27 protein-coding genes and 9 pseudogenes are annotated in these 25,707 nt (G+C 37.6%); 29 read left to right on the top strand and 7 right to left on the bottom strand.

Translation table 11 applies throughout. The features are described from left to right. The first annotated feature begins 215 nt into the window (after nucleotides 1-215). From OWR28_RS12435 to OWR28_RS12380, 10 genes and pseudogenes are all read left to right on the top strand, one after another. Nucleotides 216-827: a SatD family protein gene (locus OWR28_RS12435; RefSeq protein ID WP_332386870.1), complete on the top strand. Its 612-nt coding sequence runs from the start codon at nucleotides 216-218 to the stop codon at nucleotides 825-827. A gap of 2 nt (nucleotides 828-829) precedes the next feature. Next, the gene (locus tag OWR28_RS12430) at nucleotides 830-967 is read left to right on the top strand and encodes a DUF3307 domain-containing protein (protein ID WP_332386869.1); all 138 of its coding nucleotides are present in this window, start codon (nucleotides 830-832) and stop codon (nucleotides 965-967) included. Beyond that, the gene (locus OWR28_RS12425) at nucleotides 937-1,185 is read left to right on the top strand and encodes a DUF3307 domain-containing protein (RefSeq protein ID WP_332387456.1); all 249 of its coding nucleotides are present in this window, start codon (nucleotides 937-939) and stop codon (nucleotides 1,183-1,185) included. Before OWR28_RS12430 ends, OWR28_RS12425 begins: the two co-directional genes overlap by 31 nt. A gap of 66 nt (nucleotides 1,186-1,251) precedes the next feature. Then, on the top strand, nucleotides 1,252-1,518 hold the full coding sequence (locus OWR28_RS12420) for a hypothetical protein (RefSeq protein ID WP_332386868.1): 267 nt from the start codon (nucleotides 1,252-1,254) through the stop codon (nucleotides 1,516-1,518). Between the two features lie 36 nt (nucleotides 1,519-1,554). Beyond that, nucleotides 1,555-2,275, top strand: a pseudogene (gene purC / locus OWR28_RS12415) (phosphoribosylaminoimidazolesuccinocarboxamide synthase). Between the two features lie 124 nt (nucleotides 2,276-2,399). After that, nucleotides 2,400-2,605, top strand: a pseudogene (locus tag OWR28_RS26990) (four helix bundle protein). Nucleotides 2,606-2,733: 128 nt separating this feature from the next. Further along, nucleotides 2,734-4,227 (top strand): annotated as a pseudogene (purF, locus tag OWR28_RS12395) (amidophosphoribosyltransferase). Between the two features lie 135 nt (nucleotides 4,228-4,362). After that, complete coding sequence (locus OWR28_RS12390; protein ID WP_332386866.1) at nucleotides 4,363-4,731, top strand: glycerophosphodiester phosphodiesterase family protein; 369 nt, start codon at nucleotides 4,363-4,365, stop codon at nucleotides 4,729-4,731. Further along, entirely contained in the window at nucleotides 4,728-4,928 is a 201-nt protein-coding gene (locus tag OWR28_RS12385; RefSeq protein ID WP_332386865.1) for a hypothetical protein, read from the top strand. The genes OWR28_RS12390 and OWR28_RS12385 overlap by 4 nt, the downstream gene beginning before the upstream one ends. Further along, entirely contained in the window at nucleotides 4,925-5,308 is a 384-nt protein-coding gene (locus OWR28_RS12380; protein WP_332386864.1) for a glycerophosphodiester phosphodiesterase family protein, read from the top strand. The genes OWR28_RS12385 and OWR28_RS12380 overlap by 4 nt, the downstream gene beginning before the upstream one ends. 104 nt (nucleotides 5,309-5,412) lie before the next feature. Here OWR28_RS12380 and OWR28_RS12375 read toward each other — a convergent pair whose 3' ends face one another. The 5 genes and pseudogenes from OWR28_RS12375 to aroB all read right to left on the bottom strand — a co-directional run bounded on the left by OWR28_RS12375 (nucleotide 5,413) and on the right by aroB (nucleotide 9,693). Further along, nucleotides 5,413-5,949 carry a porin family protein gene (locus tag OWR28_RS12375; protein WP_332387453.1) on the bottom strand — a complete coding sequence of 179 codons (537 nt, stop codon included), beginning with the start codon at nucleotides 5,947-5,949 and terminating at the stop codon, nucleotides 5,413-5,415. Beyond that, on the bottom strand, nucleotides 5,906-6,130 hold the full coding sequence (locus OWR28_RS12370; protein WP_332386863.1) for a hypothetical protein: 225 nt from the start codon (nucleotides 6,128-6,130) through the stop codon (nucleotides 5,906-5,908). The genes OWR28_RS12375 and OWR28_RS12370 overlap by 44 nt, the downstream gene beginning before the upstream one ends. Before the next feature lie 820 nt (nucleotides 6,131-6,950). After that, nucleotides 6,951-7,547: pseudogene (locus OWR28_RS12365) on the bottom strand (porin family protein). A gap of 186 nt (nucleotides 7,548-7,733) precedes the next feature. Beyond that, the gene (locus tag OWR28_RS12360) at nucleotides 7,734-8,369 is read right to left on the bottom strand and encodes a porin family protein (protein ID WP_332386862.1); all 636 of its coding nucleotides are present in this window, start codon (nucleotides 8,367-8,369) and stop codon (nucleotides 7,734-7,736) included. A gap of 278 nt (nucleotides 8,370-8,647) precedes the next feature. Beyond that, a pseudogene (aroB, locus tag OWR28_RS12355) lies at nucleotides 8,648-9,693 on the bottom strand (3-dehydroquinate synthase). A 368-nt stretch (nucleotides 9,694-10,061) separates the two neighbouring features. Here aroB and OWR28_RS12345 point away from each other — a divergent pair. After that, nucleotides 10,062-10,975: pseudogene (locus OWR28_RS12345) on the top strand (pseudouridine synthase). Nucleotides 10,976-11,149: 174 nt separating this feature from the next. On the opposite strand, the pseudogene pncA reads toward OWR28_RS12345, so the two are convergent. Further along, a pseudogene (gene pncA / locus OWR28_RS12340) lies at nucleotides 11,150-11,754 on the bottom strand (bifunctional nicotinamidase/pyrazinamidase). Between the two features lie 214 nt (nucleotides 11,755-11,968). Between pncA and OWR28_RS12335 the strand changes: the two are divergent. The 5 genes from OWR28_RS12335 to OWR28_RS12315 all read left to right on the top strand — a co-directional run bounded on the left by OWR28_RS12335 (nucleotide 11,969) and on the right by OWR28_RS12315 (nucleotide 15,287). Further along, nucleotides 11,969-13,111, top strand: a complete 1,143-nt coding sequence (locus OWR28_RS12335) for a DEAD/DEAH box helicase (protein ID WP_332386860.1) — start codon at nucleotides 11,969-11,971, stop codon at nucleotides 13,109-13,111. A 215-nt stretch (nucleotides 13,112-13,326) separates the two neighbouring features. Beyond that, nucleotides 13,327-13,863, top strand: a complete 537-nt coding sequence (locus OWR28_RS12330) for a YfiT family bacillithiol transferase (RefSeq protein ID WP_332386859.1) — start codon at nucleotides 13,327-13,329, stop codon at nucleotides 13,861-13,863. Continuing rightward, nucleotides 13,857-14,318, top strand: a complete 462-nt coding sequence (locus OWR28_RS12325) for a DUF1569 domain-containing protein (RefSeq protein ID WP_332386858.1) — start codon at nucleotides 13,857-13,859, stop codon at nucleotides 14,316-14,318. The genes OWR28_RS12330 and OWR28_RS12325 overlap by 7 nt, the downstream gene beginning before the upstream one ends. After that, entirely contained in the window at nucleotides 14,311-14,694 is a 384-nt protein-coding gene (ytxJ, locus tag OWR28_RS12320; RefSeq protein WP_332386857.1) for a bacillithiol system redox-active protein YtxJ, read from the top strand. The genes OWR28_RS12325 and ytxJ overlap by 8 nt, the downstream gene beginning before the upstream one ends. Then, complete coding sequence (locus OWR28_RS12315) at nucleotides 14,691-15,287, top strand: Crp/Fnr family transcriptional regulator (RefSeq protein WP_047099259.1); 597 nt, start codon at nucleotides 14,691-14,693, stop codon at nucleotides 15,285-15,287. The genes ytxJ and OWR28_RS12315 overlap by 4 nt, the downstream gene beginning before the upstream one ends. A gap of 94 nt (nucleotides 15,288-15,381) precedes the next feature. On the opposite strand, the pseudogene OWR28_RS12310 reads toward OWR28_RS12315, so the two are convergent. After that, a pseudogene (locus OWR28_RS12310) lies at nucleotides 15,382-16,802 on the bottom strand (aminotransferase-like domain-containing protein). Between the two features lie 96 nt (nucleotides 16,803-16,898). Between OWR28_RS12310 and OWR28_RS12305 the strand changes: the two are divergent. The 13 genes and pseudogenes from OWR28_RS12305 to OWR28_RS12245 all read left to right on the top strand — a co-directional run bounded on the left by OWR28_RS12305 (nucleotide 16,899) and on the right by OWR28_RS12245 (nucleotide 25,706). After that, entirely contained in the window at nucleotides 16,899-17,783 is an 885-nt protein-coding gene (locus tag OWR28_RS12305) for a DMT family transporter (RefSeq protein ID WP_332386856.1), read from the top strand. An 86-nt stretch (nucleotides 17,784-17,869) separates the two neighbouring features. Then, nucleotides 17,870-18,109 carry a hypothetical protein gene (locus OWR28_RS12300; RefSeq protein WP_332386855.1) on the top strand — a complete coding sequence of 80 codons (240 nt, stop codon included), beginning with the start codon at nucleotides 17,870-17,872 and terminating at the stop codon, nucleotides 18,107-18,109. 244 nt (nucleotides 18,110-18,353) lie between these two features. Further along, the gene (locus OWR28_RS12295) at nucleotides 18,354-18,719 is read left to right on the top strand and encodes a cyclic nucleotide-binding domain-containing protein (RefSeq protein ID WP_332386854.1); all 366 of its coding nucleotides are present in this window, start codon (nucleotides 18,354-18,356) and stop codon (nucleotides 18,717-18,719) included. Between the two features lie 29 nt (nucleotides 18,720-18,748). Beyond that, nucleotides 18,749-19,024 (top strand): helix-turn-helix domain-containing protein, encoded by a 276-nt coding sequence (locus OWR28_RS12290; RefSeq protein WP_332386853.1) that lies wholly within the window; start codon nucleotides 18,749-18,751, stop codon nucleotides 19,022-19,024. Between the two features lie 524 nt (nucleotides 19,025-19,548). Further along, nucleotides 19,549-20,337: a KGG domain-containing protein gene (locus OWR28_RS12285; RefSeq protein ID WP_332386852.1), complete on the top strand. Its 789-nt coding sequence runs from the start codon at nucleotides 19,549-19,551 to the stop codon at nucleotides 20,335-20,337. Nucleotides 20,338-20,411: 74 nt separating this feature from the next. Beyond that, nucleotides 20,412-20,998, top strand: a pseudogene (locus OWR28_RS26985) (ferritin-like domain-containing protein). Nucleotides 20,999-21,060: 62 nt separating this feature from the next. After that, entirely contained in the window at nucleotides 21,061-21,363 is a 303-nt protein-coding gene (locus OWR28_RS12270) for a hypothetical protein (RefSeq protein ID WP_332386848.1), read from the top strand. A gap of 16 nt (nucleotides 21,364-21,379) precedes the next feature. Further along, on the top strand, nucleotides 21,380-21,757 hold the full coding sequence (locus OWR28_RS12265) for a hypothetical protein (protein ID WP_332386847.1): 378 nt from the start codon (nucleotides 21,380-21,382) through the stop codon (nucleotides 21,755-21,757). A gap of 56 nt (nucleotides 21,758-21,813) precedes the next feature. Continuing rightward, the gene (locus OWR28_RS12260) at nucleotides 21,814-23,952 is read left to right on the top strand and encodes a catalase (protein ID WP_332386846.1); all 2,139 of its coding nucleotides are present in this window, start codon (nucleotides 21,814-21,816) and stop codon (nucleotides 23,950-23,952) included. Nucleotides 23,953-23,999: 47 nt separating this feature from the next. Then, entirely contained in the window at nucleotides 24,000-24,167 is a 168-nt protein-coding gene (locus OWR28_RS26980) for a hypothetical protein (RefSeq protein ID WP_494168453.1), read from the top strand. Next, nucleotides 24,167-24,730: an alcohol dehydrogenase catalytic domain-containing protein gene (locus OWR28_RS12255; RefSeq protein WP_494168452.1), complete on the top strand. Its 564-nt coding sequence runs from the start codon at nucleotides 24,167-24,169 to the stop codon at nucleotides 24,728-24,730. Before OWR28_RS26980 ends, OWR28_RS12255 begins: the two co-directional genes overlap by 1 nt. Then, on the top strand, nucleotides 24,703-25,164 hold the full coding sequence (locus OWR28_RS12250) for an alcohol dehydrogenase (RefSeq protein WP_332386845.1): 462 nt from the start codon (nucleotides 24,703-24,705) through the stop codon (nucleotides 25,162-25,164). Before OWR28_RS12255 ends, OWR28_RS12250 begins: the two co-directional genes overlap by 28 nt. A gap of 41 nt (nucleotides 25,165-25,205) precedes the next feature. Next, entirely contained in the window at nucleotides 25,206-25,706 is a 501-nt protein-coding gene (locus OWR28_RS12245; protein ID WP_002979597.1) for a CinA family protein, read from the top strand. Nucleotide 25,707 lies beyond the last annotated feature (1 nt).

Here is a 25,707-nt window from a genome sequence, read left to right as displayed (position 1 = left end):
ATAAGCTCCCTGTAAAAAACCTGAAAAAGTAGAGTTAAAATAAAATGTAACTGTAAAGATTTTACTTGTTTTTGCTTTTACTGATTTTTTAGTTTAATATAAATTCTTAAAAACCTTATGTTTACCACATTATCGATATAAGCAGATTCACTAATAATCAATATCTATAAGGGTTTCTGCTTATATTTTTTATATATAAGTAATTATGCTTATATTTGCAGTATGATAGCGGTCATTACGGTGATATTATAAATTCACAGCATGCGGACACTGAAGTTTGGATTACCAGGCTTAAACATCTTCTCGAAAAATGGGGAAGCGCTCCTCACACATGGGAAATCTACAGGGGAGATGAGTTTCAGTTCAAGTGCAGGATTGATGACGTTTTCTGGCGTTTTCTAGCCATAAAATCTCTTATTAAAAGTGTTGAAAATTTAGATGTAAGGATGGCCATAGGTATCGGTGAAGAAAGTTTCTCTTCTGAGAAAATTACGGAATCTAATGGTACTGCTTATGTGAATTCCGGCAGACTGCTGAATGACCTTAAAAGTGACGGACATACCGTTGCTATCAAAACATCCAGTGATCCGGTAGACAGAGATCTTAATATTCTGTTGAAATGGTCGTCCAAGGATTTTGACAACTGGACGATGGCAACGGCAGAGATTATTCATGAAATGATCATGAATCAGGATATCACCCAGGAAGATCTTGCCAAGAGATTTGCCATTTCACAGTCTTCGGTAAGCCAGAGGCTGAAACGAGCCAACTATGAGCTCATCGTGGAAACCAATCAGTATTTCAGAAAGAAAATCTCGGAACTATAAGCATGATCTTCATCAAACTCATATTGGCACATCTACTCGGAGATTTTACACTTCAGCCAAATTCATGGGTTGCAGATAAGGAGAACTATAAACTGAAAAGTAAGTTTTTATACCTTCACGTTCTGATACACACCGCTTAAGCCTTATTTTTCTTTGGGACCTTCAGCTTTGGTGGGTAGCCGTTCTAGTAGGAATCACTCACTTTATTATTGATGCAGCCAAGCTTACATTTCAAAATGTAAAGACTAAGAAAAGATGGTTTTTCATTGACCAGCTGCTGCACATTTTAGTGATTGCAGGAGTTTCTTTTATTTTCAGGAATTCGGCTTCGGGTTTTTACAGAATCAGGAATTTTTAAAGATAATCATGGCGGCGTTATTTCTACAACTCCTGCTTCTGTTTTTATCAAAATCCTATTGTCATCATGGACACCCGCTCCGATGGCCCCAACACTATTCAAACCGAATCTTTATCAAGTGCCGGAAAATATATCGGAATTTTAGAACGTCTTATGGTCTTCACTTTTATCATGGTGAATCACTGGGAAGGCGTAGGTTTCATGGTGGCTGCCAAATCTGTCTTCAGGTTCAGCGACCTGCGCAGGCAAAACAGAGAAACTAACAGAATATGTATTAATTGTACACTGCTGAGTTTCGGACTGGCTGTCTTAACAGGAATAATAATAAAATAAATCAATAAATCTAACTACAATTTAGAAAGTAAAATTATGAGTCAAAAGAAAGAAATGTTGTACGAGGGGAAAGCAAAACAGGTATTTGCAACCGATAATCCTGATGAAGTAGTAGTACGTTTCAAAGACGATGCTACAGCATTTAACGCTCAAAAAGAGGTCAGGTAGACCTTAAAGGGGAAATGAACAATGCGATCACCACCCTTATTTTTGAATATTTAAATGAAAAGGGATTAAAACTCATTTCATCAAAAAACTAGACGAAAGAGAGCAGCTGGTAAGAAAAGTATCTATCATTCCTTTGAAAATGGTTGTAAGAAACTATTCGGCTGGAAGCATGGCACAAAGATTAGGAGTGGAAGAAGGAATTAAATCTCCGGTAACCATCTTCGATATCTGCTATAAAAAAGATGAGCTGGGAGATCCGCTTATCAATGATCACCATGCCGTTTTCTTAGGAGCAGCTATTTATGAAGAGCTTGACGAAATGTATGAGCTGTCTTCAGATATCAATGACATTCTTATCGAACTGTTTGACAAAATCAATATCATTCTGGTGGATTTCAAAATCGAATTAGGAAAAACTTCAGACGGTGAAATCATCTTAGCAGACGAGATCTCTCCTGATACCTGCAGACTTTGGGATAAAGATACCATGAAGAAATTAGACAAAGACAGATTCAGAAGAGACTTAGGAGAAGTTACTGAGGCTTATGTGGAAATCTATAACCGTCTTAAGAATTTACTTGCAAAATAATTTCAGAAATTAGAAGTTAGATATTAGAAATTAATATGAAATCACATCGGATAGAAGATCTGAAAGTTTAGAATACATCAATGGTTTTAGTTAAAGAGATTTATTTGATCTCAGCTGATTACCAATGGAAGAAAAATTCGGGCTGCAATCTCAAAACAAAAGATGTGCTGTTTCAATACCTTCTAATATGGCTGAAGGAGCCGGAAGAAATAATAAAATGAGTTCTATCAGTTTCTCGGAATTGCGTTTGGTTCTACTTATGAATTACAAACTCAACTTCAGTTATTGATTGATTTGAATTTTGTTTCTGAAAGCAAATTGCTCCAATAAAAGAACTTTTAGCTGAAATTCAGAAAATGCTTTATTCATTAAAAGCAAGTTTAAAATTATAATTGAAGTTAACTTAGACTAATTTCTAACATCTAATATCTAACTTCTAATCATTAGAAAAAATAGAAATGAAAAGTTTAGACATTCATAAAAGGAATATTTAAAACAGTTTGAAACCCAGACTTACGGAAGAAATCTTTTCAGAACTCAGGAAGAGGAAAGACTGGATGCTCCTAATGAAGAGTGTGGATCTTCGGATTGTATTCGGATAATGATCTGGATACATTCTCTTTCACAGTTCGGACTTTTTGCTTTGCAGCACAGAGGTCAGGAAGCTTGTGGTATCTCCGTTTTAAAAGATGGAAGAATCACCAATATGAAAGACGAAGGACTTGTTCTGGATGTTTATAAAGACATTCACGAACCTGAAACTTTTATGGGAAATTCTGCAATCGGGCATACCCGTTATACCACTGCAGGAGATAAAAGAAATATAATTTCCAGCCATTTTTCGCAAAAACGAATATGACCAGATTATACTTTCTATAGCACACAATGGAAACCTTACCAATGCCAAAGAATTAAAAGCAGAACTGGAAGCCGAAGGGGTTGTTTTCAGAGCGACTTCCGATTCTGAAGTGATCCTGAGACTGATCCAGAAAAATCTCGATTTAGGTCTTCGTGGAGCTATTAAAGCTACAATGGAAAAGATTGAAGGTGCTTATTCCGTAGTTGGAATGACGAGAAATAAATTCTTTGCATTCAGAGACTTTAATGGCATCCGTCCGCTGGTATTGGGAGCCATTGATGAGAAATCGTATGTTGTAGCTTCGGAATCTGTTGCATTAGATGCTGTAGGAGCGCAGTATGTACGTGATATCCTTCCTGGTGAGATCATTTATACCAATGAAAACGAACCTGGAAAACTTCATTCTTATATGATGGATGAGACGAAAGGAAAGCAGAGAATCTGTTCTTTTGAATATATTTATTTTGCCAGACCTGACTCTACACTTGAAAACATCAATGTTTATGAGATCAGAGAAAAATCCGGTGAAAAAATCTGGGAACAGGCTCCTGTAGAAGCTGATTTAGTAATTGGAGTTCCGGATTCCGGAGTTCCTGCTGCCATTGGCTTCTCAAAAGCTTCCGGAATCCCTTTCCGTCCGGTTCTGATCAAAAACAGATATATCGGAAGAAGTTTCATCGTTCCTACACAGGAAATGAGAGAAAGGGTAGTGAACCTTAAACTGAACCCGATTATCTCTGAGATGAAAGATAAGAGAGTTGTGATCATTGATGACTCTATCGTTCGTGGGACAACATCAAAAAGGCTGGTTAAAATCCTGAAAGATGCAGGAGTGAAAGAGATTCATTTCAGAAGTGTTTCTCCGCCAATTATTGCTCCTTGTTACCTTGGAATTGATACTCCATCCAAAGATGATCTGATCTCTGCCAATATGACTACAGAAGAACTTAAAAATTATTTGGGAGTAGATTCTTTAGAGTTTTTGAGCATAGACAACCTGAAAGAAATTTTAGGTTCTGCTAATCACTGCTTCGGATGTTTTACAGAAGAATATCCTGTAGGAAAAGGAGAAGAAACAGATTTATTCAATTAATCTCTTTATTGAAATAATAAAAGAACCGGGTATCAGCCTGGTTCTTTTGCTTTATAAATGTAGCAAAAGCTTAATATTCTCGTATCATAGAATATACAGCGGAGTTTTAATTTTGTCAGATTAAAACTTCAGGATATGAAAAATATACTTTTTACCGGTATTTTTCTGCTGGCGGCTCAATTTTACTCTTCACAATCTTTTGATAAGCAGGCTCACCGCGGAGGAAAATCCCTTTATCCGGAAAATACAATTCCGGCCATGAAAAACGCCTTACAGATGAATATAACGACACTGGAAATGGATCTCGCCATCACGAAAGACAAAAAGGTTATTCTTTCCCACGATGCTTTCCTTTCGCCGGAACTGGTTACAAAACCGGATGGAACTTATATTCCCAAAGATTCAGGTTTTTATTATAAAATTTATGAAATGCCTTATGCGAAGATCAAAACCTTTGATGTAGGCTTAAAAAGCTTGACAGATATCCTGATCAAAAGAAAATGAAGGCTCAGAAACCTCTTTTTTCAGACGTAATAGATGCCTGTGAAGCGTATGCCCGTGAATTGAAAAGACCGTTACCGTATTATAATATAGAAACCAAAACGCGTCCTTTCTCAGACAATATATTTCATCCGGAGCCTAAAGAATTTGTTGATCTGATGATGAAGATTATTGTTGAAAAAAGATACAGGATAGAGTGATTATTCAGTCTTTTGATCCCAGAACACTGGAAATAATTCATAAAGAATATCCTGACATCATGACTGCTTTGCTTGTAGAAAGGGTAGATGATAAAAAACTGGCACAGCAGCAGGCTTATTTTAAACATATTCCTCTGAAAAAATTTAAGATGTATCCTGATCACCTGAATGGTATAGCCGGAGATATGAAATTCCTGAGCTTCACTCCTGCAGTTTACAGCCCTGAACATACTCTTGTAACACCGCAATTGATAAAAGAATGTCATTCATTGGGTATGAAAGTAATCCCGTGGACCGTAAACACCAAAGAAAGATTAAAAGAATTAAAAGATATGGGAATAGATGGCGTTATCAGTGACGATCCCAGAATATTTGAATAAACATCAGCTTTTTACTTATAAATAATAAATCGCCGGAAGAATTTCTTCCGGCGATTTTATGCGTGCTGGTTAATGCACTTAGGGTTAAAAAATTGGTTCTTTAATTAAAATTTATAGTTCAGGCCTAACTGAAATACTCTGTTGTTATTCTCAGCTGCCGGTCTGCTCTTATCGATTTTTGTCAGACTGTTTACATATCTTGCATTGATACCGATGTTCGGCGTGATATCATAGCCTAAACCAAGACCTAATCCGAAATTGAATCTGTTGATCTGATCTTTGTCGATATCTGTAGAATGAGAGCTTGTAGTAGTGGTTGTAACACCTCCGGTAGTGCTCGCTACAGTTGATTCACCTTTGTTTTTTCCATTGATGAAATAACTGAATTCAGGTCCTGCTTCAATATAAAAATTATCTACAGGTCTCATTTGAACCATTAACGGAACTGAAATGTAATTCATTTTTACTCTGTCCTCAACTTTTGTCTTCACATTCGTAACTCCATTGTCAGTTTCTGTAGATGAGATCACATCTTTTGCTCCCATTTGATTGTATAATACCTCTGGCTGGAAGCTGAATTGTTTTGAAATTGGAATATTAACGAATGCACCTGCGTGGAAACCTAATTGCTGAGAGTTGATCCCGAATTTCTGCTGGCTGAAATAAGATGAATTTCCCCTGCCTTGATCCCGAATCTAACCGGTTGAACATCTTTTTTAGAGGTGATGCAGTTACTGTTTTTGTCTCTGTCTTTGTTTCTGTTTCCTGAGCAAAAGCCAATACACCAGCAGTTAATGCTAATCCTAAAAATAACTTCTTCATAATTTTATTTTTTAATTTTACTATTTGTGTGTCGATCATTCAATCAGACCCGAATTATTTTGCAAATTGCTTGCCAAAGTTTAAAAACGCCTGTTTATAAGGGTTTTCAAGCGGTTTTTCTAAAGACTTTTCCTGAACATTTATCCCTTTTCATTGAATAAATGTGCTGCCAAACCCGTTATGTATGAAAAGAGTTTAATATTAAAAATACTTTATTGCTGATCATTGAAATAATGAAAATTCAAAAAAAATGAAAGCCTCCTTTCAAAAATTATAGAAATATTGGATTGATTTTAAGAACTGAAATAAAAATACCGGACTGTGTGCCCGGTATTCATTTTTTGAAAAATAAATATCTCTATGTAAACTTATAGGCCACTCCAACCTGAAGTGCATTATTTCTTACCTTATTATTATAATAATCATGTTTAAAAATGTCTGTGATACCTGCCGTAAATCTGGCTGTCACACAATTACACAGCAAGCGAAAAAGTCAGGCTTAAACTAATAAACCTGACTTTTTCTATTGAAATCAAAATGTATTTTCATCGTTGAACAAAATACTTTTCAGTATTCTGTTGTTCCGGTCAACCCAATGCAGTTCTCGTTAAAAGTTTATGGTAATAGTCAGATTTCAGCTTTAAATCCAATTGAATTAATCAGATAATTACGCTTACTCATTGTAAAACAGGAACTGTAAATTGAAAATTCCGAATAGAGTACAATCATTACTCAATAGGCAAATTTCTTGCCAAAATCATTTATAAAACAAAAAAGCCGGATTTAATATAATCCGGCTTTGTATTGAACATAAAGTTGTTTAGAATTTATAAGCTAAACCAATCTGGAATACTCCGTTTTTAGCTTTATCATCAGATAGATCAGGTCTGTTTTTAGCAACATCTGTTAAACCAGCAACATATCTTGCCGTAACCCCGATATTCTGTGTGAAATAATATCCTGCACCAAGACCGATTCCGAAGTCAAACCCTTTAAATAAGTCTTGGCATCTGCAGAATTAGAGCCGGATTTAAGTTTTGAATTAATCAAAAAGCTGAACTGAGGTCCTGCTTCTAAATATAGGTTAGGCAGAGCATTATATTGAAGCATTAATGGTACGGAAATATAATCTAAATTTACTTTAAGATCATCAGCCCCTTTAATTTTGCTCCCATTCCGCTGTACAATACTTCCGGTTGGAAAGAGAAGTCCTGCGCTACCGGAATATTAGCAAATACCCCTCCGTAGAATCCTGCTTTAGAGTTGAAATCGCTTTCAGTAAGGGTTGAAATATTAAGACCTGCTTTTAATCCAAATCTAACCGAGAAGTTGAAGAAGCAGATGCTGAAGTTTTCTGAGAGAATGCGAAAGTTCCTGCTACTAATGCAAGACCTAAAAAATCTTTTTCATAAGTTATTATTTAATAGTTTTTAAGTTTTATTTAACATTTCTTTAACTATCAAATGTTGTGCCAAAGTTAAAATCAATTGTTAATCAGTACAACTAGAACAAAGCCGGATTAAAAATTATGATATAAAAAGACCAGATTAAAACAATCTGATCTTTTCTATTGAATATAAAATTTGTTATTGAATGTATAAGCTTATTTGAATTTATAAGCTAATCCTACCTGGAATAAGTTATTTCTCACCGCATCAGATCCACTAGGTCTGTTTTTCGCTACGTCAGTTAAACCTGCAACATATCTTGCTGTAAGACCAAGGTTTGGAGTAAAGTAATATCCAGCCCCAAGACCAATACCAAAGTTAAAAGTATTTAAATTGTCTTTGTAGTTATCACTAGTATTTGACTGACCAGTTGATTCATTTTTAAACTTGTTTTTAGCACTTACCATGAAACCGAATTCTGGTCCTGCCTCAACATATAAATCAGGGATTAAGTTATACTGGAACATTACCGGTACTGTAATATAATCTAACTTAGTAGAAGCTGAATATTTTGTTCCTGCTAAAGTGTAATCAGATTTATTACCATATTGTGAATATTGTACCTCTGGCTGAACGCTGAATGAAGCTGCTAAAGGAATATTGGCAAACACACCTGCGTTGAATCCTATTTTAGATTTCTGATCATCAAGACCGCTGTCTTTTGAAAGTGAAGATACGTTCATTCCTCCTTTTACCCCGAATGTTACCGGATTAGAAGATGTATTTCCTGTCTGTTGAGCGAATGCGAATGTTCCTGCAGTTAACGCTAATCCTAAAATTAACTTTTTCATAACTTTAATTTTTTAATTTTACTCTTTCTTAATTTTAAATTTTACTACTTGTTCAGCAGTTTTCAGCTGAACGCAGAGTATCTTCCAAATTGCTTGCCAAAAAAGTTTTTTATGATTAAAATCAATAAAAAAATCACTTAGTGTTTAAGTGATTTTATAATTATATATTTGATTTTCAATGTATTAATAACACAAATAAACGTTTGTTTAGAAAGCGTCTAAATTGACAATTTTGTCAAAAATGGCTTTAAAACTAATGTGTTTTTTCAGAAAAATAGTTAAGCATCGTTCAGTTTTCTATAAAAAGCTATTGATTCGATAATGTTTTTCTGGCTGCACTGATGATCATAGGTACAAGAGCCGATTCCTGAAAGCAGGGAAAAATTGATTTTACTGTCTGTATTCTTTTTATCATTCAGTAATAAAGCTGTGATATCTTCATCTTTAAAATCACTGATATCAAGATATGGATAGTATCTCTGGATGTTTTCAATGATCATTTTTGAATCTTCTTCAGAAATAAGATTTTCAAGAAAAGCCAGATGCGCTTCAGCAATCATACCCATGGCTACTGCTTCACCGTGAAGGATAGGATTTTCCTGCTGTAAACATAGGCTTTCCACAGCATGGCCGATCGTATGTCCGAAATTCAGTGTTTTTCTGATATTCTGCTCATGGAAATCCTGATCTACAACATTCTGTTTGATATGCATTGAGGCCTGAATATGCGGAATTACAGTCTCCACTTCCAGCTTACGGATCTGAATCAGCTGGTCCCAATGGTTTTTATCGGCAATTAATCCATGTTTCAGCATTTCAGCAAAACCGCTTCTTAATTCTTTAAATGGCAATGTTTCCAGGAATTTCGGGAAAATAAAAATCTGTTCGGGAAAGCAAAAGTTCCTACCATATTTTTATAATGCATCAGATCGATACCCGTTTTTCCTCCTATGGAAGCATCACACATGGATAAAAGGGTAGTGGGGATATTGATGAACTGAATTCCTCTTTTGTAAGTAGATGCAACAAATCCTCCCATATCCGTAATGACACCGCCACCAAGGTTGATAACCAATGCTTTTCTGTCGGCTTTCATCTCCGTAAGAATTTCCCAAAGCTGATTGGCTGTCCGGATATTTTTCATTTCTTCTCCGGCTTCAATCTCTAAAATCTCAAAGCCAAGATCTGTTTCCATATTTCCTAAAAGAACAGGAAGGCAGTATTCATGGGTGTTTTCATCTACAATAATGAAAATTTTACTGAAAGATCTCTCGTGAAGAAACTCGTTGAGCTGTGAAAAATTATCGTTTAATATTGTTATCATCTTCGATTGTATGTAAAGTTAAAAATGTAAACTATAGTGCAAAGTTATGATTCTTAATTTTTAACTCGTAACTAAATTACTATCTTTGCAGAAATTTTTAGAATGAGCAGAGATAATAATAATTCAGACAGACCAAAGAGACCAAGAATTTCAACCAAGAAAAGTTCTGATGATTCTCGTGCTTCCAGATCTGGAAATTCTTCAGGATCAAAACCTTTTAAGAAGCCTTTCTCTAAAGACGGAGGAAAAAAGGGCCGGAACATAAAGGATCCAACTCAAGATTTGAAAAGAAACCTTTCAAAAGAAATACCGACAGTTTCGAAAATTCCAATGATGATTTTGGTTCAAAATCTGAAAGAAAACCTTATATCACGAACAAAAGTGAGAGCTATGAGAAGAAATCTTTGGAAAGCCTAAGAGAGGCGGGAGAAATTTTGATACAAGAGATAAGTATGAAAGAGGCAGCCTGAAATACGGAAGAAGGCCATCTAATGGTGATGAAAGAAATGAAGACAGAGCAAAATCTTTTGTACAGAAAAGAAGACTGAACAAAATTGAAAAGGACGTTCATAAAGACAGCATCCGTCTTAACAAGTATATTGCTAATTCAGGAATCTGCAGCAGAAGGGAAGCTGATGAGCTGATTACCCAGGGGCTGGTAGAAGTAAACGGAAAGGTGGTAACTGAAATGGGATATCAGGTACAGAAAACAGACAGGGTAGTTTTTGACGGACAAAACATTACGCCTGAAAAGCCTGTGTATGTACTTTTGAATAAGCCCAAAGGGTATATTTCCACTACAAAAGACGATAAAGCAAGAAAAACGGTTATGGATCTTGTAGCCAATGCTTCTCCGTACAGACTTTTCCCGGTTGGAAGGCTTGACCGTTCTACAACAGGAGTGATCTTATTAACTAATGACGGACACATGACGAAAAAACTGACGCATCCCTCTTTTGATGCGAAAAAGATTTATCATGTAACATTGGATAAAAAGCTTACCGGTGAAGATTTACGTCTTATAGCAGAAGGTATTCGTCTTGATGAAGGTGTAGCTGTTGTTGATCAGATTTCTTATATTGAAGGAAAACCAAAGAATGAAGTGGGAATTGAAATCCATATCGGATGGAACCGTGTCATCAGAAGAATTTTCCAAAGATTGGGTTATGAAGTGGAAGCGTTGGACAGAGTGATGTTTGCAGGTTTAACGAAGAAAAACATCAAAAGAGGACACTGGAGAATCCTTACCGAACTGGAAGTGAACAATCTTAAAATGCTTTAGAATGATAATGAATGATGAGTTATAAATGACGAATGACAGATTCAGGTTTTTAACTTCCTTCATTCTTTCAAAAAGTATCTTTAGAATAAAAAACAAAAAGCGCAGAAAATAATTCTGCGCTTTTTTATGAGTCAGTCATAAATTTTAAAATTCATAACTCATCATTAAAAAGAATTACCCTAAAACGGTTACTCCCTTCTCAATCATTTCATAAATGGCATCCCTGGCGTTGTCAGGTTTTACGTTAACAGCCCGTGTGCCGTTGAAATGCAGACAGGTTACATAGCCGTTGGCAACAGCATCCAATGCCGTAAATTTTACACAATAATCCAATGCCAGTCCCACGATTTCTACCAATTGAATATCATGATATTTTAAAAAGTCATCCAAACCGGTTTTCATAAAATGATTATTGTCCTGGAAACCACTGTAGCTGTCTATTTCAATATTTTTCCTTTCTGTACGATATGGGTTACTTTGTCTCTGTTCAGATCTTTATGGAACTCTGCACCGAAAGTTCCCTGGATGCAGTGATCCGGCCACATAAACTGTGGTACCCCATTTAAAATAATACTTTCTCCTACCTTTCTTCCATTGCTGCTTGCAAAGCTTTTATGACCTGCGGGATGCCAGTCCTGGGTCAGAACAATCTGGTCATATTCATTTTCCTCCATCAGGAGATTGATGTATGGAATAATTTCGCTGGCTCCAGGGACTGCAAGTGCTCCGCCTTCACAAAAATCATTCTGTACATCGACTATTATTAACGCTTTTTTCATATTTTGAATTCTCGAATTTTTGATAAATTTACAAAACTAATCCGCAAAAATTTGTCCAAAACTGAATTATCGGACAAATCGGCAACATAAATTTTGAATACTTATAAAATGAAGGGATTAGAAACCGGAATAATGATTTTTTATAAGAATAGTATGGGATTTTGAGAGATAAACCAAATAACAATAGTTTATCTTTGCAGGAAATAAGTATTTTATGTCATTTGAATCGTTAGGATTATCACACAATATTATTCGTTCTGTCAACAAACTGGGGTATTTAAAGCCATTCCCGATACAGGAGCAGGCTGTGCCTGTTATTTTACAAGGGAAAGATCTTATGGGAATTGCACAGACAGGTTCCGGGAAAACGGCTTGTTTTGTGATGCCGATTTTAGAAAAACTTCAGAATGCAGACGTTAAAAAAGGACGTAATATTCAGGTATTAATATTAGTTCCTACAAGGGAGTTGGCGATTCAGATTGATGAAGTCTTCCAGGCTTTTACAGGAAACCTGAAAAGAGAGATCCGTACCATGGCAGTTTATGGCGGAGTTTCCATTAATCCACAGATGAAAGGGATGTTTGGAGTGGAAGTTCTGATAGCAACGCCCGGACGTTTATTGGATCTGATTGACCATAATGCATTGAGTATTTCAGGAATCCGGCATCTGGTGGTTGATGAAGCGGATAAAATGTTTCAGTTAGGTTTTGGGGAAGAAATGGATAAACTTTTTGCTCTGATGCCTGTAGTGAAACAAACGACTTTATTTTCTGCCACATTAAATGATAAGGTGTCTGAAATGAAAGAGCGGTTGTCTATTAATCCGGTCATTATTGAAATTAAAAAAGAAGAAGTTGAAATTGATAATATTGAGCAGCTGGCATACCATGTTGCTCCTGAAAATAAAGGCCCTTTTCTGCGGTATTTAATTAAAGAAAAGAAAGTAGAAAAAGCTTTGGTCTTCGTTTCATCTACCAGATCTGCAGATAACCTGGTGGAAAAGCTTAAAAAGAATAAAATCAAAGCAGTGGCTATTCACAGCCAGAAGTCTCAGGGGGCAAGAAGAAATAATCTGGAAGAATTTAAAGTAAACGGAGCGCAGATCCTGGTTGCCACAGATTTGATTGGTCGCGGAATTCATATCGAGTCCCTGCCATGCGTTATCAATTACGAATTGCCACGTTCCCCTTTGGATTATATTCACCGTATCGGAAGAACAGGCCGTGCCAATGAAAAGGGGACGGCAATCAGTATTCTTACTGATGATGAGCTACAGCATTTCAGAGTAATTCAAAAGAAAATGGGTAAGAAAGTACCTTTACAGAGAACGGAAGGAATTGATCTGCATGGTTATTAATTTCTTAAATAATTTCTAAAAACGGCCTCAGTATCATCACTGAGGCCGTTTTTAATGAAAATATACTGTTCAATAAATTGTTATCTCTACAATTAATGCTTTATTCATTTTATATTCTTGAAATTTTGATAAATTTACACAAGTGATACTTGAAAAATTGTCCTTAACAATATAATCGGACAAACCGGAACTGTTTAAAAATTAAAACCGTAACAATGAGTGATTTAGAAAAGAAAAAGTTTCCAATAGGGCCGTTTGAAGCCCCTGAAAATATTTGTGATACTACATTGGACACTTATATTAAAGTAATCAAAGACTTTCCCGGCAGGTTAAAAAATCTCATTGAACATTTTACAGACGAACAGCTGGATACTCCTTACAGGGAAGGCGGCTGGACCATCAGACAGCTCGTCAACCATCTTTCAGACAGCCATATGAACAGTTTTATCCGTTTTAAACTGGCACTTACAGAAGATAATCCTACCATAAAACCTTATGATGAAGCAAAATGGGCAGAGCTTCAGGATAGTTTTCATATGCCCGTAAAACCTGCTATGAGAATGCTGAAAGGAACACACCAGAGATGGGTTGTTCTTCTTAAAAGCCTCACGAATAAACAGTTTGAAAGAACATTTCATCATCCTGAACATAACAAAAACTATAATCTAAGGGAGAGCCTTGCTTTATATGTGTGGCACTGTAATCATCATTTTGCTCATATTGAAAATCTGAAGTTAGAAAAAGGTTGGTAAGAAAGAGTCTTAATAATCCCATATACTATAAGGAAATTGTAGACAGAATTTCCATGTTATCTGAAAACTCCCAGAGAAAATGGGGGAAAATGAACGTGTGCCAGATGCTGAAGCATTGTGATCTCGTTCTTCAGGTGGCCCTGGAAAAGCTGGAACTTCCCCGTATCAATATCCTTTTTGAGACCATAGGAATCTGTACTAAAATAGAAATGTATGTTTTCAATAATGGAATTCCCAGAAACATGCCTACTTTTCAAAAACTAATCGTTAATTTTGAGTGTGATTTTGATGAATCAAAAGCCAATCTGCTGAAAACGCTGGAAGAATTCCGGGAAGTTTGTTGTAATACCAGGCTGCCCGGCCGTCACAGGTTGTTCGGAAACATGACTGAAAAAGACTGGACATTTTTAGAATACAAACATCTTGATCACCATCTAAAACAATTTAATGTATGAGTTTTTTGATAAAATATTCGGTGGAAAAAGTGAAAGCCCTGAACAAAAAACATTCTGGAAAAAGATAGAATCTGAAGAGGATCTGGCCAGAGCGATAGAAGATTCTTTTCAGAAGAGGACAGCCATATTCAAGCATTCTACAAGCTGCTTTATCAGCAGAACTGTATTGAAAAACTTTGAAAAAGAGATTGAAAGTTCAGACCAGCCTGTTAATGTATATTATCTGGACCTGTTGGCTTACAGACCTGTTTCCAACAAAATAGCAGCAGACTTTGAGATCAGACATGAAAGTCCTCAGCTGATTGTAATAGAGAACGGAAAGCCTGTAAACAGTGCTTCACACCAGGATATTTCCTTAAGCCAGATTGTACCATGAAGAATATAAATAATTATTTAGCCAAAGTTTTAAATGTTCCGCTTCAGAACGTGAACACCTGCAGTCTGCATTATGAAGTAAAGAAAATTCCCAAAAACCAGTTTCTTCTTCAGTATGGCGAAATATGCCGTCATATATTCTTTGTGGAAAAAGGTCTGCTGAAAATGTATTCTATTGACAAGAACGGAAAAGAACATATTATACAGTTTGCTCCGGAAAGCTGGCTGATATCGGACCGAAGCAGTCTTTATTTCAATGAAAAATCCATTTACTATATAGAAGCTGTCGAAGATTCAGAAGTTCTGTTTTTACATCCTGATTTTTTCAATAAGCTTGTAGAGCAATTTCCGAACAGTATTGAGAGAAGTGATTTTCTTCTTCAGAAACACATCAGAAGCCTTCAAAACAGGATCAATTCCCTGCTGGGAGAGACGGCAGAAGAAAGATACATGAAATTCATTAAAATGTATCCGGATTTACTGCTGAGAGTTCCGCAATGGATGATCGCTTCTTACCTGGGGATCACTCCTGAGAGTCTGAGCCGTGTAAGAAAAGAACTGGCGAGAAAAAACTTCGTTCCGGATAATAAATAATAGGCTGGAAGAGGGAAGCCTGAAGTTCTTGTAAAAGAACTGAGAAAGTATTCTTAAAACTATAAGAACTTCCATCTTCCGGCCTCCATCTTCCTTACTTTAAATAAATCTTTTGGGCAAGCTGTCCAATCTGCCTCAGCTTTGCCTGTGTATCTTCCGACCATGGAAGCCCTATGCAGAGCCTCATACAGTTTTCAAACTGTTCCTGTAAGGTGAACATTCTTCCGGGAGCTATGCTTATGTTCTGTTTGATGGCCAGATCATATAATTCTGTTGTTTTTATCTTTTTATCAAATTCTATCCATATAGACAACCCTCCCTGCGGACGGCTGGTTCTGGTACCTTCCGGAAAAGATTCTGCTATGGTCTGAACATAGTTCTGATAATTGATCTGCAATGTTCTGCGGAGCTGCTGAAGATGCTTTTCATATTTTCCGGATTTCAGGAAATTAGCTACCGCTTCGTTAACAATGGAAATCGATGAAGTAGAATGAAGGAGTTTAAGCTTCATAATCCTGTCTTTGTATTTTCCGGGAGCAATCCAGCCTACACGATACCCCGGAGCAAGTGTTTTTGAAATAGAACTGCAATACAGCACATTTCCGTTTTTATCAAAAGATTTGCAGCATTTCGGACGGCTGGACCCGAAATAAAGATCTCCGTACACATCATCTTCTATCAGAGGAATATTGTTTTCAGAAAGTATTTTTACAATTTCCTTTTTATTTTCATCAGGCATACAGCTTCCCAAAGGTGAGTTGAAATTGGGAATAAGCAGGCAGATATTGATTTTGGGGATTGCTTTTTTTAAAGCTTCAATTTCGATTCCGGTAGTGGGATGCGTAGGAAGTTCCAGGACTTTAAGACCCAATCCGTTGGCCAGTTGTAGAATTCCGGGATAGCAGGGGCTTTCGATAGCAATGGTATCTCCGGGTTTTCCTAAGGCCATTAAACAGAAAGAAAGGGCATTCATACCGCCGTTGGTAGTGATCAGGTCATTTTCGCTCAGGTTTCCTCCCCATTGTAAAGAACGTATGGCAATCATTCTTCTTAGTTTCAGATTTCCCTGAAGTTCTTCATATTCCGTTCCGCCGTCTTTTAATTCCCTGGTAGCGTTTACTATTTCTTTTTCAGTTTTGCCTGGGGCAAAAGATCGCCTGACGGAATCCCAATAGAGAAAAAAGTAAGGCCGTTTTTTCCCATATTTTCATATACTTTACTGATCAGCTCATCCGGCTCATCATTATTGGCAATGAGTGACGGGCGGCTTACTTCAGGCAAAGGAAGCCTGGCAGAGAGAAGCTGGCTTACAAAATACCCGGATTGCGGCTTGGGTTCTACCAAAGATTGTGATTCCAGTTCCAGAAAAACACGCTTGGCCGTGTTCATACTTACCTGATGTTCCTGGCACAGCATTCTTACCGAAGGAAGTTTATCTCCCGCCTTTAAAATTCCGTTTCTAATCTGCCTGGCAATGCCGTCTGCAATTTCTGTATATAAAAATTCTTTACCCATAATGCTGAACTGTGCTCATGCAAATATACAAAACTGATACTGTGTTTATCTGTTTATCCTTTCTAATTTTGGAAATCAATTAAAAGCTTGAATACAATGTTGACAAAACAAATATCAAAAGATGAAAGTATCAGTGGATGGATCAATGGCTTTATAGGAGTACTGCTGTTCAGCGGGGGATTGCCTGCCACCAAATTGGCAGTAATGGAAATGAGTCCGATCTTTGTAACCATAGTCCGTGCAGCGGTGGCAGGAGTATTGGCTTTTATCGTATTAGGAATAGGGAAAGAAAAGCGTCCTGTCAAAAAAGATTTAGTCCCTCTGCTTCTGGTTTCCCTGGGCTGTGTGATAGGTTTTCCGCTTCTTTCAGCGCTGGCCCTTCAATATCTTACTTCCGCACATTCTATTGTATTTCTGGGAATGCTCCCATTGGCAACTGCTGTATTCGGGGTAATGCGTGGTGGTGAGAGGCCTCATCCTGTATTCTGGCTTTTTTCGGTTGTAGGAAGTCTTTTAGTGATCGGATATGCTGTTTCGCAAGGAATATCTGCTTCGCCTACTGGAGATGTTCTGATGCTGCTTGCTGTTATTTTATGTGGTATGGGCTATGCGGAAGGTGCTAAACTTTCTAAAACATTAGGCGGCTGGCAGGTGATTTCCTGGGCTTTGGTGCTGGCTTTACCTGTTATGATTCCCTTATTTTTTATTTATTTTCCTGATGATATCGGAAGTGTCAGTTTCCAGGGATGGTCCGGAATGGCTTATATCTCTCTTTTCAGTATGTTTATTGGCTTTATATTCTGGTACAAAGGCCTGGCGCAGGGTGGTATTGCTACTGTAGGACAATTGCAGCTGCTGCAGCCGTTCTTTGGCCTTGCACTGGCTGCTTGGCTTCTCGATGAACAGGTAAGCCTGGGAATGCTGGGGGTGACAGCAGGAGTTATCTTATGCGTTGCAGGAACCAAAAAGTTTGCGAAATAATTAAAAATAAAGCATTATGATTTAAGTCATAAGAAAGCGTATTCATAATGGCCTACTTTTGAACCATCACCACAAAATATACTATTATGAAATTCATTATGTCAATCCTGCTCATGGGAGTCATTGTCCTGAGCTGTAAAAAAGAAAGAACAGAAACATCTGTAACCACTGATAGTGTCATTGCAGATACAATGAGGGCAGATACCGTTTCCAATGTTACCCCTATGGCTCCGGTTCCTTCAGATACAATGCGTACAGATACAGTTTCTACAAAAAAAAGTACAGATACCGCAAGAACCCCTAATAATAAATCTCCAAAAAAATAACAGTTTTTTCTGTTATTCCTTTGAAAAAACCCGTTTTAATCTCTTAAACGGGTTTTATTTTCTAATATTTTTTTCAGGTAGTTGAAATTATAACTTCAAGATGTGGTATCAAAAGTATAATTTAAATCAATTTTTAATAAAAATAATTAAACAATAATTAAAAATATATTTACATTTATTAAATTTTTTAACTTTTTTTAACTTTACAAACAATCATAAAGGTGCAGTTTTTGCATTCATGTTATTGTCAGTTCCCAATGATATTTTTACTAAGACTAAAGAAGAGGAGAAGAAGAAAACAACACCAAAAACAACTATTATGGTTATCGACGAAAATATTTTGATTTCAGCGGGAGCAGAAACGAGACACTATAGACCTTCAGAAACTATATTCTTTGAAGGGGATATCCCTACCTATTATTACCAGATTGTTAAGGGAGAAGTAAAACTTAATAATTATAATGAGGAAGGGAAAGAATTTATCCAAAACATTTTATCCGATGGAGAAAGCTGTGGCGAATCTATACTATTCATAGATAAGCCTTATCCAATGAGTGCTGAAGCCATTACAGAATGCACTGTTTTAAGGCTTCATAAATCCATTTTTTAAATCTGCTGAACCAGAACCCGGAATTATGCATGGAAGTAAGCAGCTTTCTTTCTGAGCGTCTTTACTACAAATTTATCATGATGCAGAATCTTTCATCTCAAAATCCGTCTATACGGCTTAAGGGGCTTATGGATTATTTGAAAAGCTTTCAGAAAGACGCACGTCCATATTCATTCCTGATTCCATTAACGAGGCAGCAGATGGCAAGTCTTACAGGTCTTTGTGTAGAAACCGCAATAAGGACCATCAAACATATGGAAAAGAATAAAATCCTGAGAATTGAAAATCGCAAAATTTTATATTAGAAATAGTTTCGTATATGATTTTGTGATTTTTTCTGTTAAATTCATAAGATTATAGGAACAATAAGCTGAGTGAATGTATAGAGTCTTCTGTTCAAGATGTACAGAAGACTAATACATCAGACTAAAGAGATTTTTTCAGAGAATACTAGCAAAAAGTAAGATTCTTTATAAGAAATGCTTTTTGAATTAGGAAAAGTCTGAATTCTTTTTGGCATATCAGGAAATATTCACAAGACTGAAGGCCCAGCATATAAAGAACAAAAAAGAAGTCATTATTATCATAAAAAAACAGAAAGTTTTGTATTAATCTACATTAACATGATTCAGGTCATAAAAAAGTGAATTATTATGATGTACATTTGAAATATAAATTTTCAATCCAATTCTTAAGACCTTAGTAAAAGGAACGTAAAAAGCATTTGCTTTTATTATCATTTAAATTACCGACACCCAACTGTTGCCGTCTAATACTAGTCACGGACTGCAATACACATCACTAAATATTAATAATAAAAAATTCAGTTATGAACACTAGAAATTCAAGAAACCGCAGTTCAAGAGGACAGTCACATTCACCGGAAAACTTAGAAGAAGTTTACCAGTTAGGCTATGATCATGGTTTTAATGATGCCTCAAGAGATGAAGATTACGATGATGATTTTTCAGAATATGAAGATTATTTTGATGAAAATGAGGATTATGACGATGATTATGATGAAGATGACTATGATGAATACGATGATGATTACGATGATGAGGATGATGAAGAGTATGATGACGAAGAAGATGACGATGATGATCAGAGAGGACGCAGCGGCGGAAGAAGAGGAGGTTCCAGAGGAGGAAACGGAAACCAGCAAAGAGACAGCCAGGGAAGATTTACTTCCGGTAGAGGCGGATCTCGTGGAGGAAACTCCGGTGGTGGTTCCCGTGGACGTTCAAATTCTGGTTCCGGCTCCAGATCAGGAGGAAGAGGCAGGTCATCATCAGGAGATGGTACTTCAAGAAGAGGTTTCGCTTCTATGAGTAAAGCTGAGCGTACAAGAATTGCCAGAATGGGCGGTCAGGCTTCCCATGGTGGAGGAAGGTCTTCTAACTCAGGCTCAGGAAGAGGAGGCTCAGCAAGATCAGGAAATAATGGCAGCAGCTCAGGAAGAGGCGGATCAAATTCTGGTTCAGGAACTTCAAGAAGAGGTTTCGCATCTATGAGCAAAGCTGAACGTACAAGAATAGCCAGAATGGGAGGCCAGGCTTCCCACGGAGGCGGAAGATCTTCAGGTCGTTCCGGATTCGGAGGCAGACGTAATTCATAATTCTTTTTCCAGGATTGCCTCTTTAGACCTATATAAAGAGGTAATCCTTTTAATATCAAAACACCATTCATACCATGCCAAATAAAATATTAGAAACCAATAGTGCTGTTTCTGCTACTAAAAAAGGAACTGCAGATAAGCCAACTGTGAAAGAAGATGAAATGAAGAGTTCACCGCTTCACAAATTTTTTGTGAGTGCGCTTAAAGATATTTATTTTGCTGAAAATGCGATCCTGGATGCCCTGGAGAAAATGCAGGAGGCAGCCACTACTGAAGAGCTGAAAGATGCCTTTGAGGATCATCATCTTCAGACCCAAAAACACGTGAAACGTCTGGAAAAAGTATTCCAGCTTATTGACGAAAAGCCTGAGAAAAAGAGTGTAAGGCCATCAAAGGAATCATAGAAGAAGGCGAAGAAGTGATTAAAGCCACAGAAGATGGCTCCGCAACAAGAGATGTTGCCCTTATCATTGCTGCACAGAAAGTGGAGCATTATGAAATTGCCACCTACGGCGGGCTTGCACAGCTTGCCATTACCATGGGACATGATAAAGCCGCTGATCTTCTCGAGAGAACACTTCAGGAAGAAGAAGATACGGATTCCCTGCTTACCGATATAGCAGAAACATACATCAATTTTGATGCAGAACAGGAAGATTAAAGCATGCAATAAGCCATGTAGGTAGTTCTATGTGGCTTATTTTAACTATGAAATCAAAATATATGGACTGTCAGAGCATAATAAAAACACTGAGACACAAAGATTTTATAAAAATACCTCATACAGGGGAATGCTTTGAAGACGGAGCAGCAGTATATGCCAAAGAGATCAGAGAAAATATTTTTCTTCTGTTCATTATCCTGAAAGATATTGATATTGAAAATATTCAGGCATTAATTGCTCACTTCGATGGCTTCAGCAGTATCGGATTGAAAGAACCGGAACAGATCATGTTTTATCTGTCCATTAAAGATAAAAACGACCTCCATTATTTTGAGCAATATTTAAAAGCTCCTCACAACTAATACCATTTTTTTGAATATGATATTTGAAAATGACACTTTACAACATTCCGGGCTGAATGATAAAAATAATGCGATAGAGAATGAGTCTTTATTTCCGCCAATTATCAATTCTTACGGAGTGACTGCTTTTCTGATCAAGTCTTTGGAAAAGATTAAAAATAATGCGAAATGTGATATCCTGAAACATACAATTGACACCTATATAAAAGAATATCTCCTTCATATCCGGGAATTCCATACTAAAAATACCATGGAAACTACTACAATGGATGCTGAGATAAAATTTGAGTCTCCTTCTTTCACTCTATATGCCAAAACGGCTTATTATAAGGTGTTGAAGGAAGAAGAATATATCAACAGGTTCCTTGAGATTTTGGAAAATAAAAAAGATTAATTCTGCCACCCCCTTATTTAACTGCTTTTGAAAAAAGATCAACCACAAAAAAGATTATGAATATGAAAACCAACGAACACAACAAAAAAGCAGAACAACTTGACCTGCACAGTACTTCCAATGAAAATGAAAAACTGACCACCAATCAGGGTTTAAAGATTAATAACAATCAGGATTCTCTGAAAGCGGGAGAACGGGGCCCTTCATTACTGGAAGATTTTATTCTGAGGGAAAAAATTACCCATTTCGATCATGAAAGAATTCCCGAAAGAGTAGTTCATGCGAGGGGATCCGGAGCTCACGGTATTTTTAAACTTACCAAAAGCCTTGCAGAATACACCAAAGCAAAATTTTTAACAGAACTTGGGAAAGAAACCCCTGTTTTTGTAAGATTTTCAACCGTTGCGGGAAGCAAGGGAAGTACGGACCTGGCAAGAGATGTCCGGGGATTTGCCGTAAAATTTTATACCGAAGAGGGAAATTATGACCTTGTAGCCAACAATATGCCCGTATTTTTTATTCAGGATGCCATCAAATTTCCTGACCTCGTGCACGCTGTAAAACCGGAACCGGACAATGAAATTCCACAGGCTGCATCGGCCCACGATACATTTTGGGATTTTATATCACTGATGCCCGAAAGCATGCATATGATCATGTGGCTGATGAGTGACAGAGCCATTCCGAGAAGCTTTAGAATGATGGAAGGTTTCGGGGTACATTCTTTTAAATTCATCAATGAGGCAGGAAAAGTCCATTTTGTAAAATTTCATTTTAAACCCAGATTAGGCGTACACTCTGTGGCCTGGAACGAAGCCCAGATGATTTCAGGGGTAGATCCTGACTTCCATAAGAGAGACCTTTGGGAAGCTATCGAAAACGGTGATTATCCTGAATGGGATTTCGGTGTACAGCTGATTCCTGAAGAAGATGAACATAAATTTGATTTTGATCTTCTTGACCCTACCAAAATAGTTCCTGAAGAAGAAGTTCCCGTAGAAATTGTAGGAACTTTAACACTGAACAAAAATCCTGATAATTTCTTTGCAGAAACAGAACAGGTTGCTTTTCACCCCGGACATATTATTCCGGGAATTGATTTTACCAATGATCCGTTGCTGCAGGGAAGATTATTTTCATATACCGACACTCAGCTGTCAAGGCTGGGCTCTCCCAATTTCCATGAAATACCGATTAACAGATCCCTTAATACCGTTCATAATAACCAAAGGGACGGTCATATGAGACAGCAGATCGTCAAAGGGAAAAGCAGTTATGAACCGAATTCCATCGGTGGAGGATGCCCTTTTCAGGCGATGATGTCTGAAGGTGGATTTACCTCCCAGCAGGAAAGAGTTTCCGGAGTGAAGATCAGAGAAAGAAGCAAGAGTTTCGTAGATCATTATTCTCAGGCTAAATTATTCTACAACAGCCAGTCAACACCGGAAAAAACGCACCTTCAGAATGCATTGGTCTTTGAATTGTCAAAAGTAACCCGTCCGGAAATCAGAGAAAGACTGGTAGGCCAGCTGGCTTATATTGATATGTCCCTCGCATGGAGCGTTGCAGGAAAATTAGGTGTTGAAGTCAAAAAGCTGGAATGGCCTAATCAAAGTTTGCCTGCAGACAGTAATATTATAGAACTTCAGAGCGAAGAAAGGGAACCTCACACAAAAACTTCCGGCGCACTGAGCATGGCGCATACCGTAAAAAATACGATCAAAAGCCGTAAAATAGGTTTTATCCTGGCTAACGGTGCTGATGGAGGTGCGGTGAATGATCTTAAAACAAAGCTTGAAGCAGAAGGCGCCAGAGTGGAACTGATTGCCCCAAGTGTTGCCCCGGTAAGGCTGAATGACGGCTCTGAGCTTGTACCAAAACATTCTCTTACAAGTATTGCAAGCGTATGTTTTGATGCTCTTGCCATCTGCCCGGGAGAAGATGCTGTAAAGGAACTTATGACTTCAGAAAACAAACATCAGGTACTGCATTTCATCAATGAAGCCTATAAACATTGCAAAGCCATTTATTTCGGAAAAGATACAGAGGTACTGTATCAGAATTCCAATGTAGCAACAAAACAACATGAGGATCCGGGAATCATTACATGGGAAGACGGAGATCCTGCCAATAAATTCATCCAGGCTATTGCTCAGCACAGAGTCTGGGATCTTGAAATGGAGAGAAACGCATAATCATAAAAACACCCTTCACACCACCAATCACTTTAAATATTTAAATTATGAAAGCTGCCGTTTTTCACTCACCGGGTAACATTACCTGTGACACCGTAGAAGATCCCAGAATTCTGGATGAAAATGATATTATCCTGAGAGTAACCTCCACCGCTATTTGTGGCAGTGACCTGCACATGTATTCCGGAGGAATTCCCAGGCAAGGCCAATGGTAATGGGACATGAATTTATGGGTATTGTAGAAGAAACCGGAAAAAACATTATCAATCTGAACAAAGGGGACCGGGTAGTAGTTCCTTTCCCCGTTGCCTGCGGAAGCTGTTTCTTCTGTCAGCACGATCTTCCTACTGCCTGCGAACACAGTAACCCGGATTATTATGGCCCGGAAGGAGGCATTTTTAAAGATAAAGGCGGAGCTTTGTTCGGATATACGGATCTGTATGGGGGATATGACGGCGGACAGGCACAATATGTAAGAGTTCCCTACGCCCATTTTGGTCCCAGAAAGGTTCCTGAAAACTTAACAGATGAACAGGTTTTATTTCTTACAGATATTTTCCCCACCGGTTATACAGGCGTGATGTGGGGAGAACTTAAAGGAGGGGAAACCGTTGTCGTTTTTGGGGCAGGCCCTGTAGGCACAATGGCTGCTAAAAGCGCAGTTCTGTATAATGCAAAAAAATCATTGTTGTTGATACTCTTCAATACAGACTGGACCGTATCAAAATGCTTACAGGATGCGAAACCATTTTGTGGGAAGATGCGGAAAGCACAATAGAACAGATCAGGGATATGACGGACGGACGTGGAGCTGATCTTTGTATTGAGGCCGTAGGTTTTGAGCCGGAAAGGAGCTTTATAGACCGTGCAAAAGCTGTTTTGAACTTTGAAAAAGGCTCAATCAAGGTCCTGGAAGCATGCATGAGCGCTGTCCGAAGAGGGGGTATCGTTTCCGTTCTGGGAGTTTATCCTGTCAATTATGACAATTTCAGACTCGGGCAGATCTTTGACAAAGGGATCACCATTAAAGCAGGACAATGTAACGTTCATCCCATCATAGATAAACTCATGGATTATGTTGTGACCGGAAAAATCACGCTTGATGATGTCATTACCCACCGCCTGTCTCTTAATGAAGTAAGCAAAGGATATGAAATTTTTGATAAAAAAGAAGACGGATGTGTAAAGGTCGTTCTTGACCCGTGGAAATAAACCGGATTTGATACACTTATAAACCATTAAAACTTAATAGTATGGATTTTCAAAAAAATCTTCTCGAATATATAAGCCAGTCACTGATGACCACAGATGAAACCATTTCGGTGGCAGAAAGTGTTACCTCAGGATGTTTACAGCTGGCTTTTTCTCAGATGCCGAACGCCTCTATGTTTTATAAAGGAGGCATGACAGCTTATTCTTTGCAGGAAAAAGTAAAACTGTTAAAGGTCAACAGGCAGGAAGCCGAAGAATGCGATTGTGTTTCAGAAAATATTGCAGAAACCATGGCATTGAATGTAGCCAGGCTTTATGAGTCCGACTGGTCTATTGCCACAACAGGCTACTGCACACCAATCCGCAATTCAGGATATAAAATTTTCGCCTATTTCTCGTTCTCCTACAAAGGTGAGATTATCCTGACTAAAAAACTGGAACTTCATCCCAAAACACAAGCTCTGAATGCTCAGCTCTATTATACGGAGTTCATTTTGGGCTGTTTTAAAAGTGAACTGAACAGACTCTTAATCTTAAAATAAA

This window comes from Chryseobacterium sp. 1B4, assembly GCF_036631475.1.
GTDB lineage: Bacteria > Bacteroidota > Bacteroidia > Flavobacteriales > Weeksellaceae > Chryseobacterium.
The sequence above is the reverse complement of the archived record's forward strand: the minus strand, read 5'-3'. Positions and strand labels throughout refer to the sequence as shown.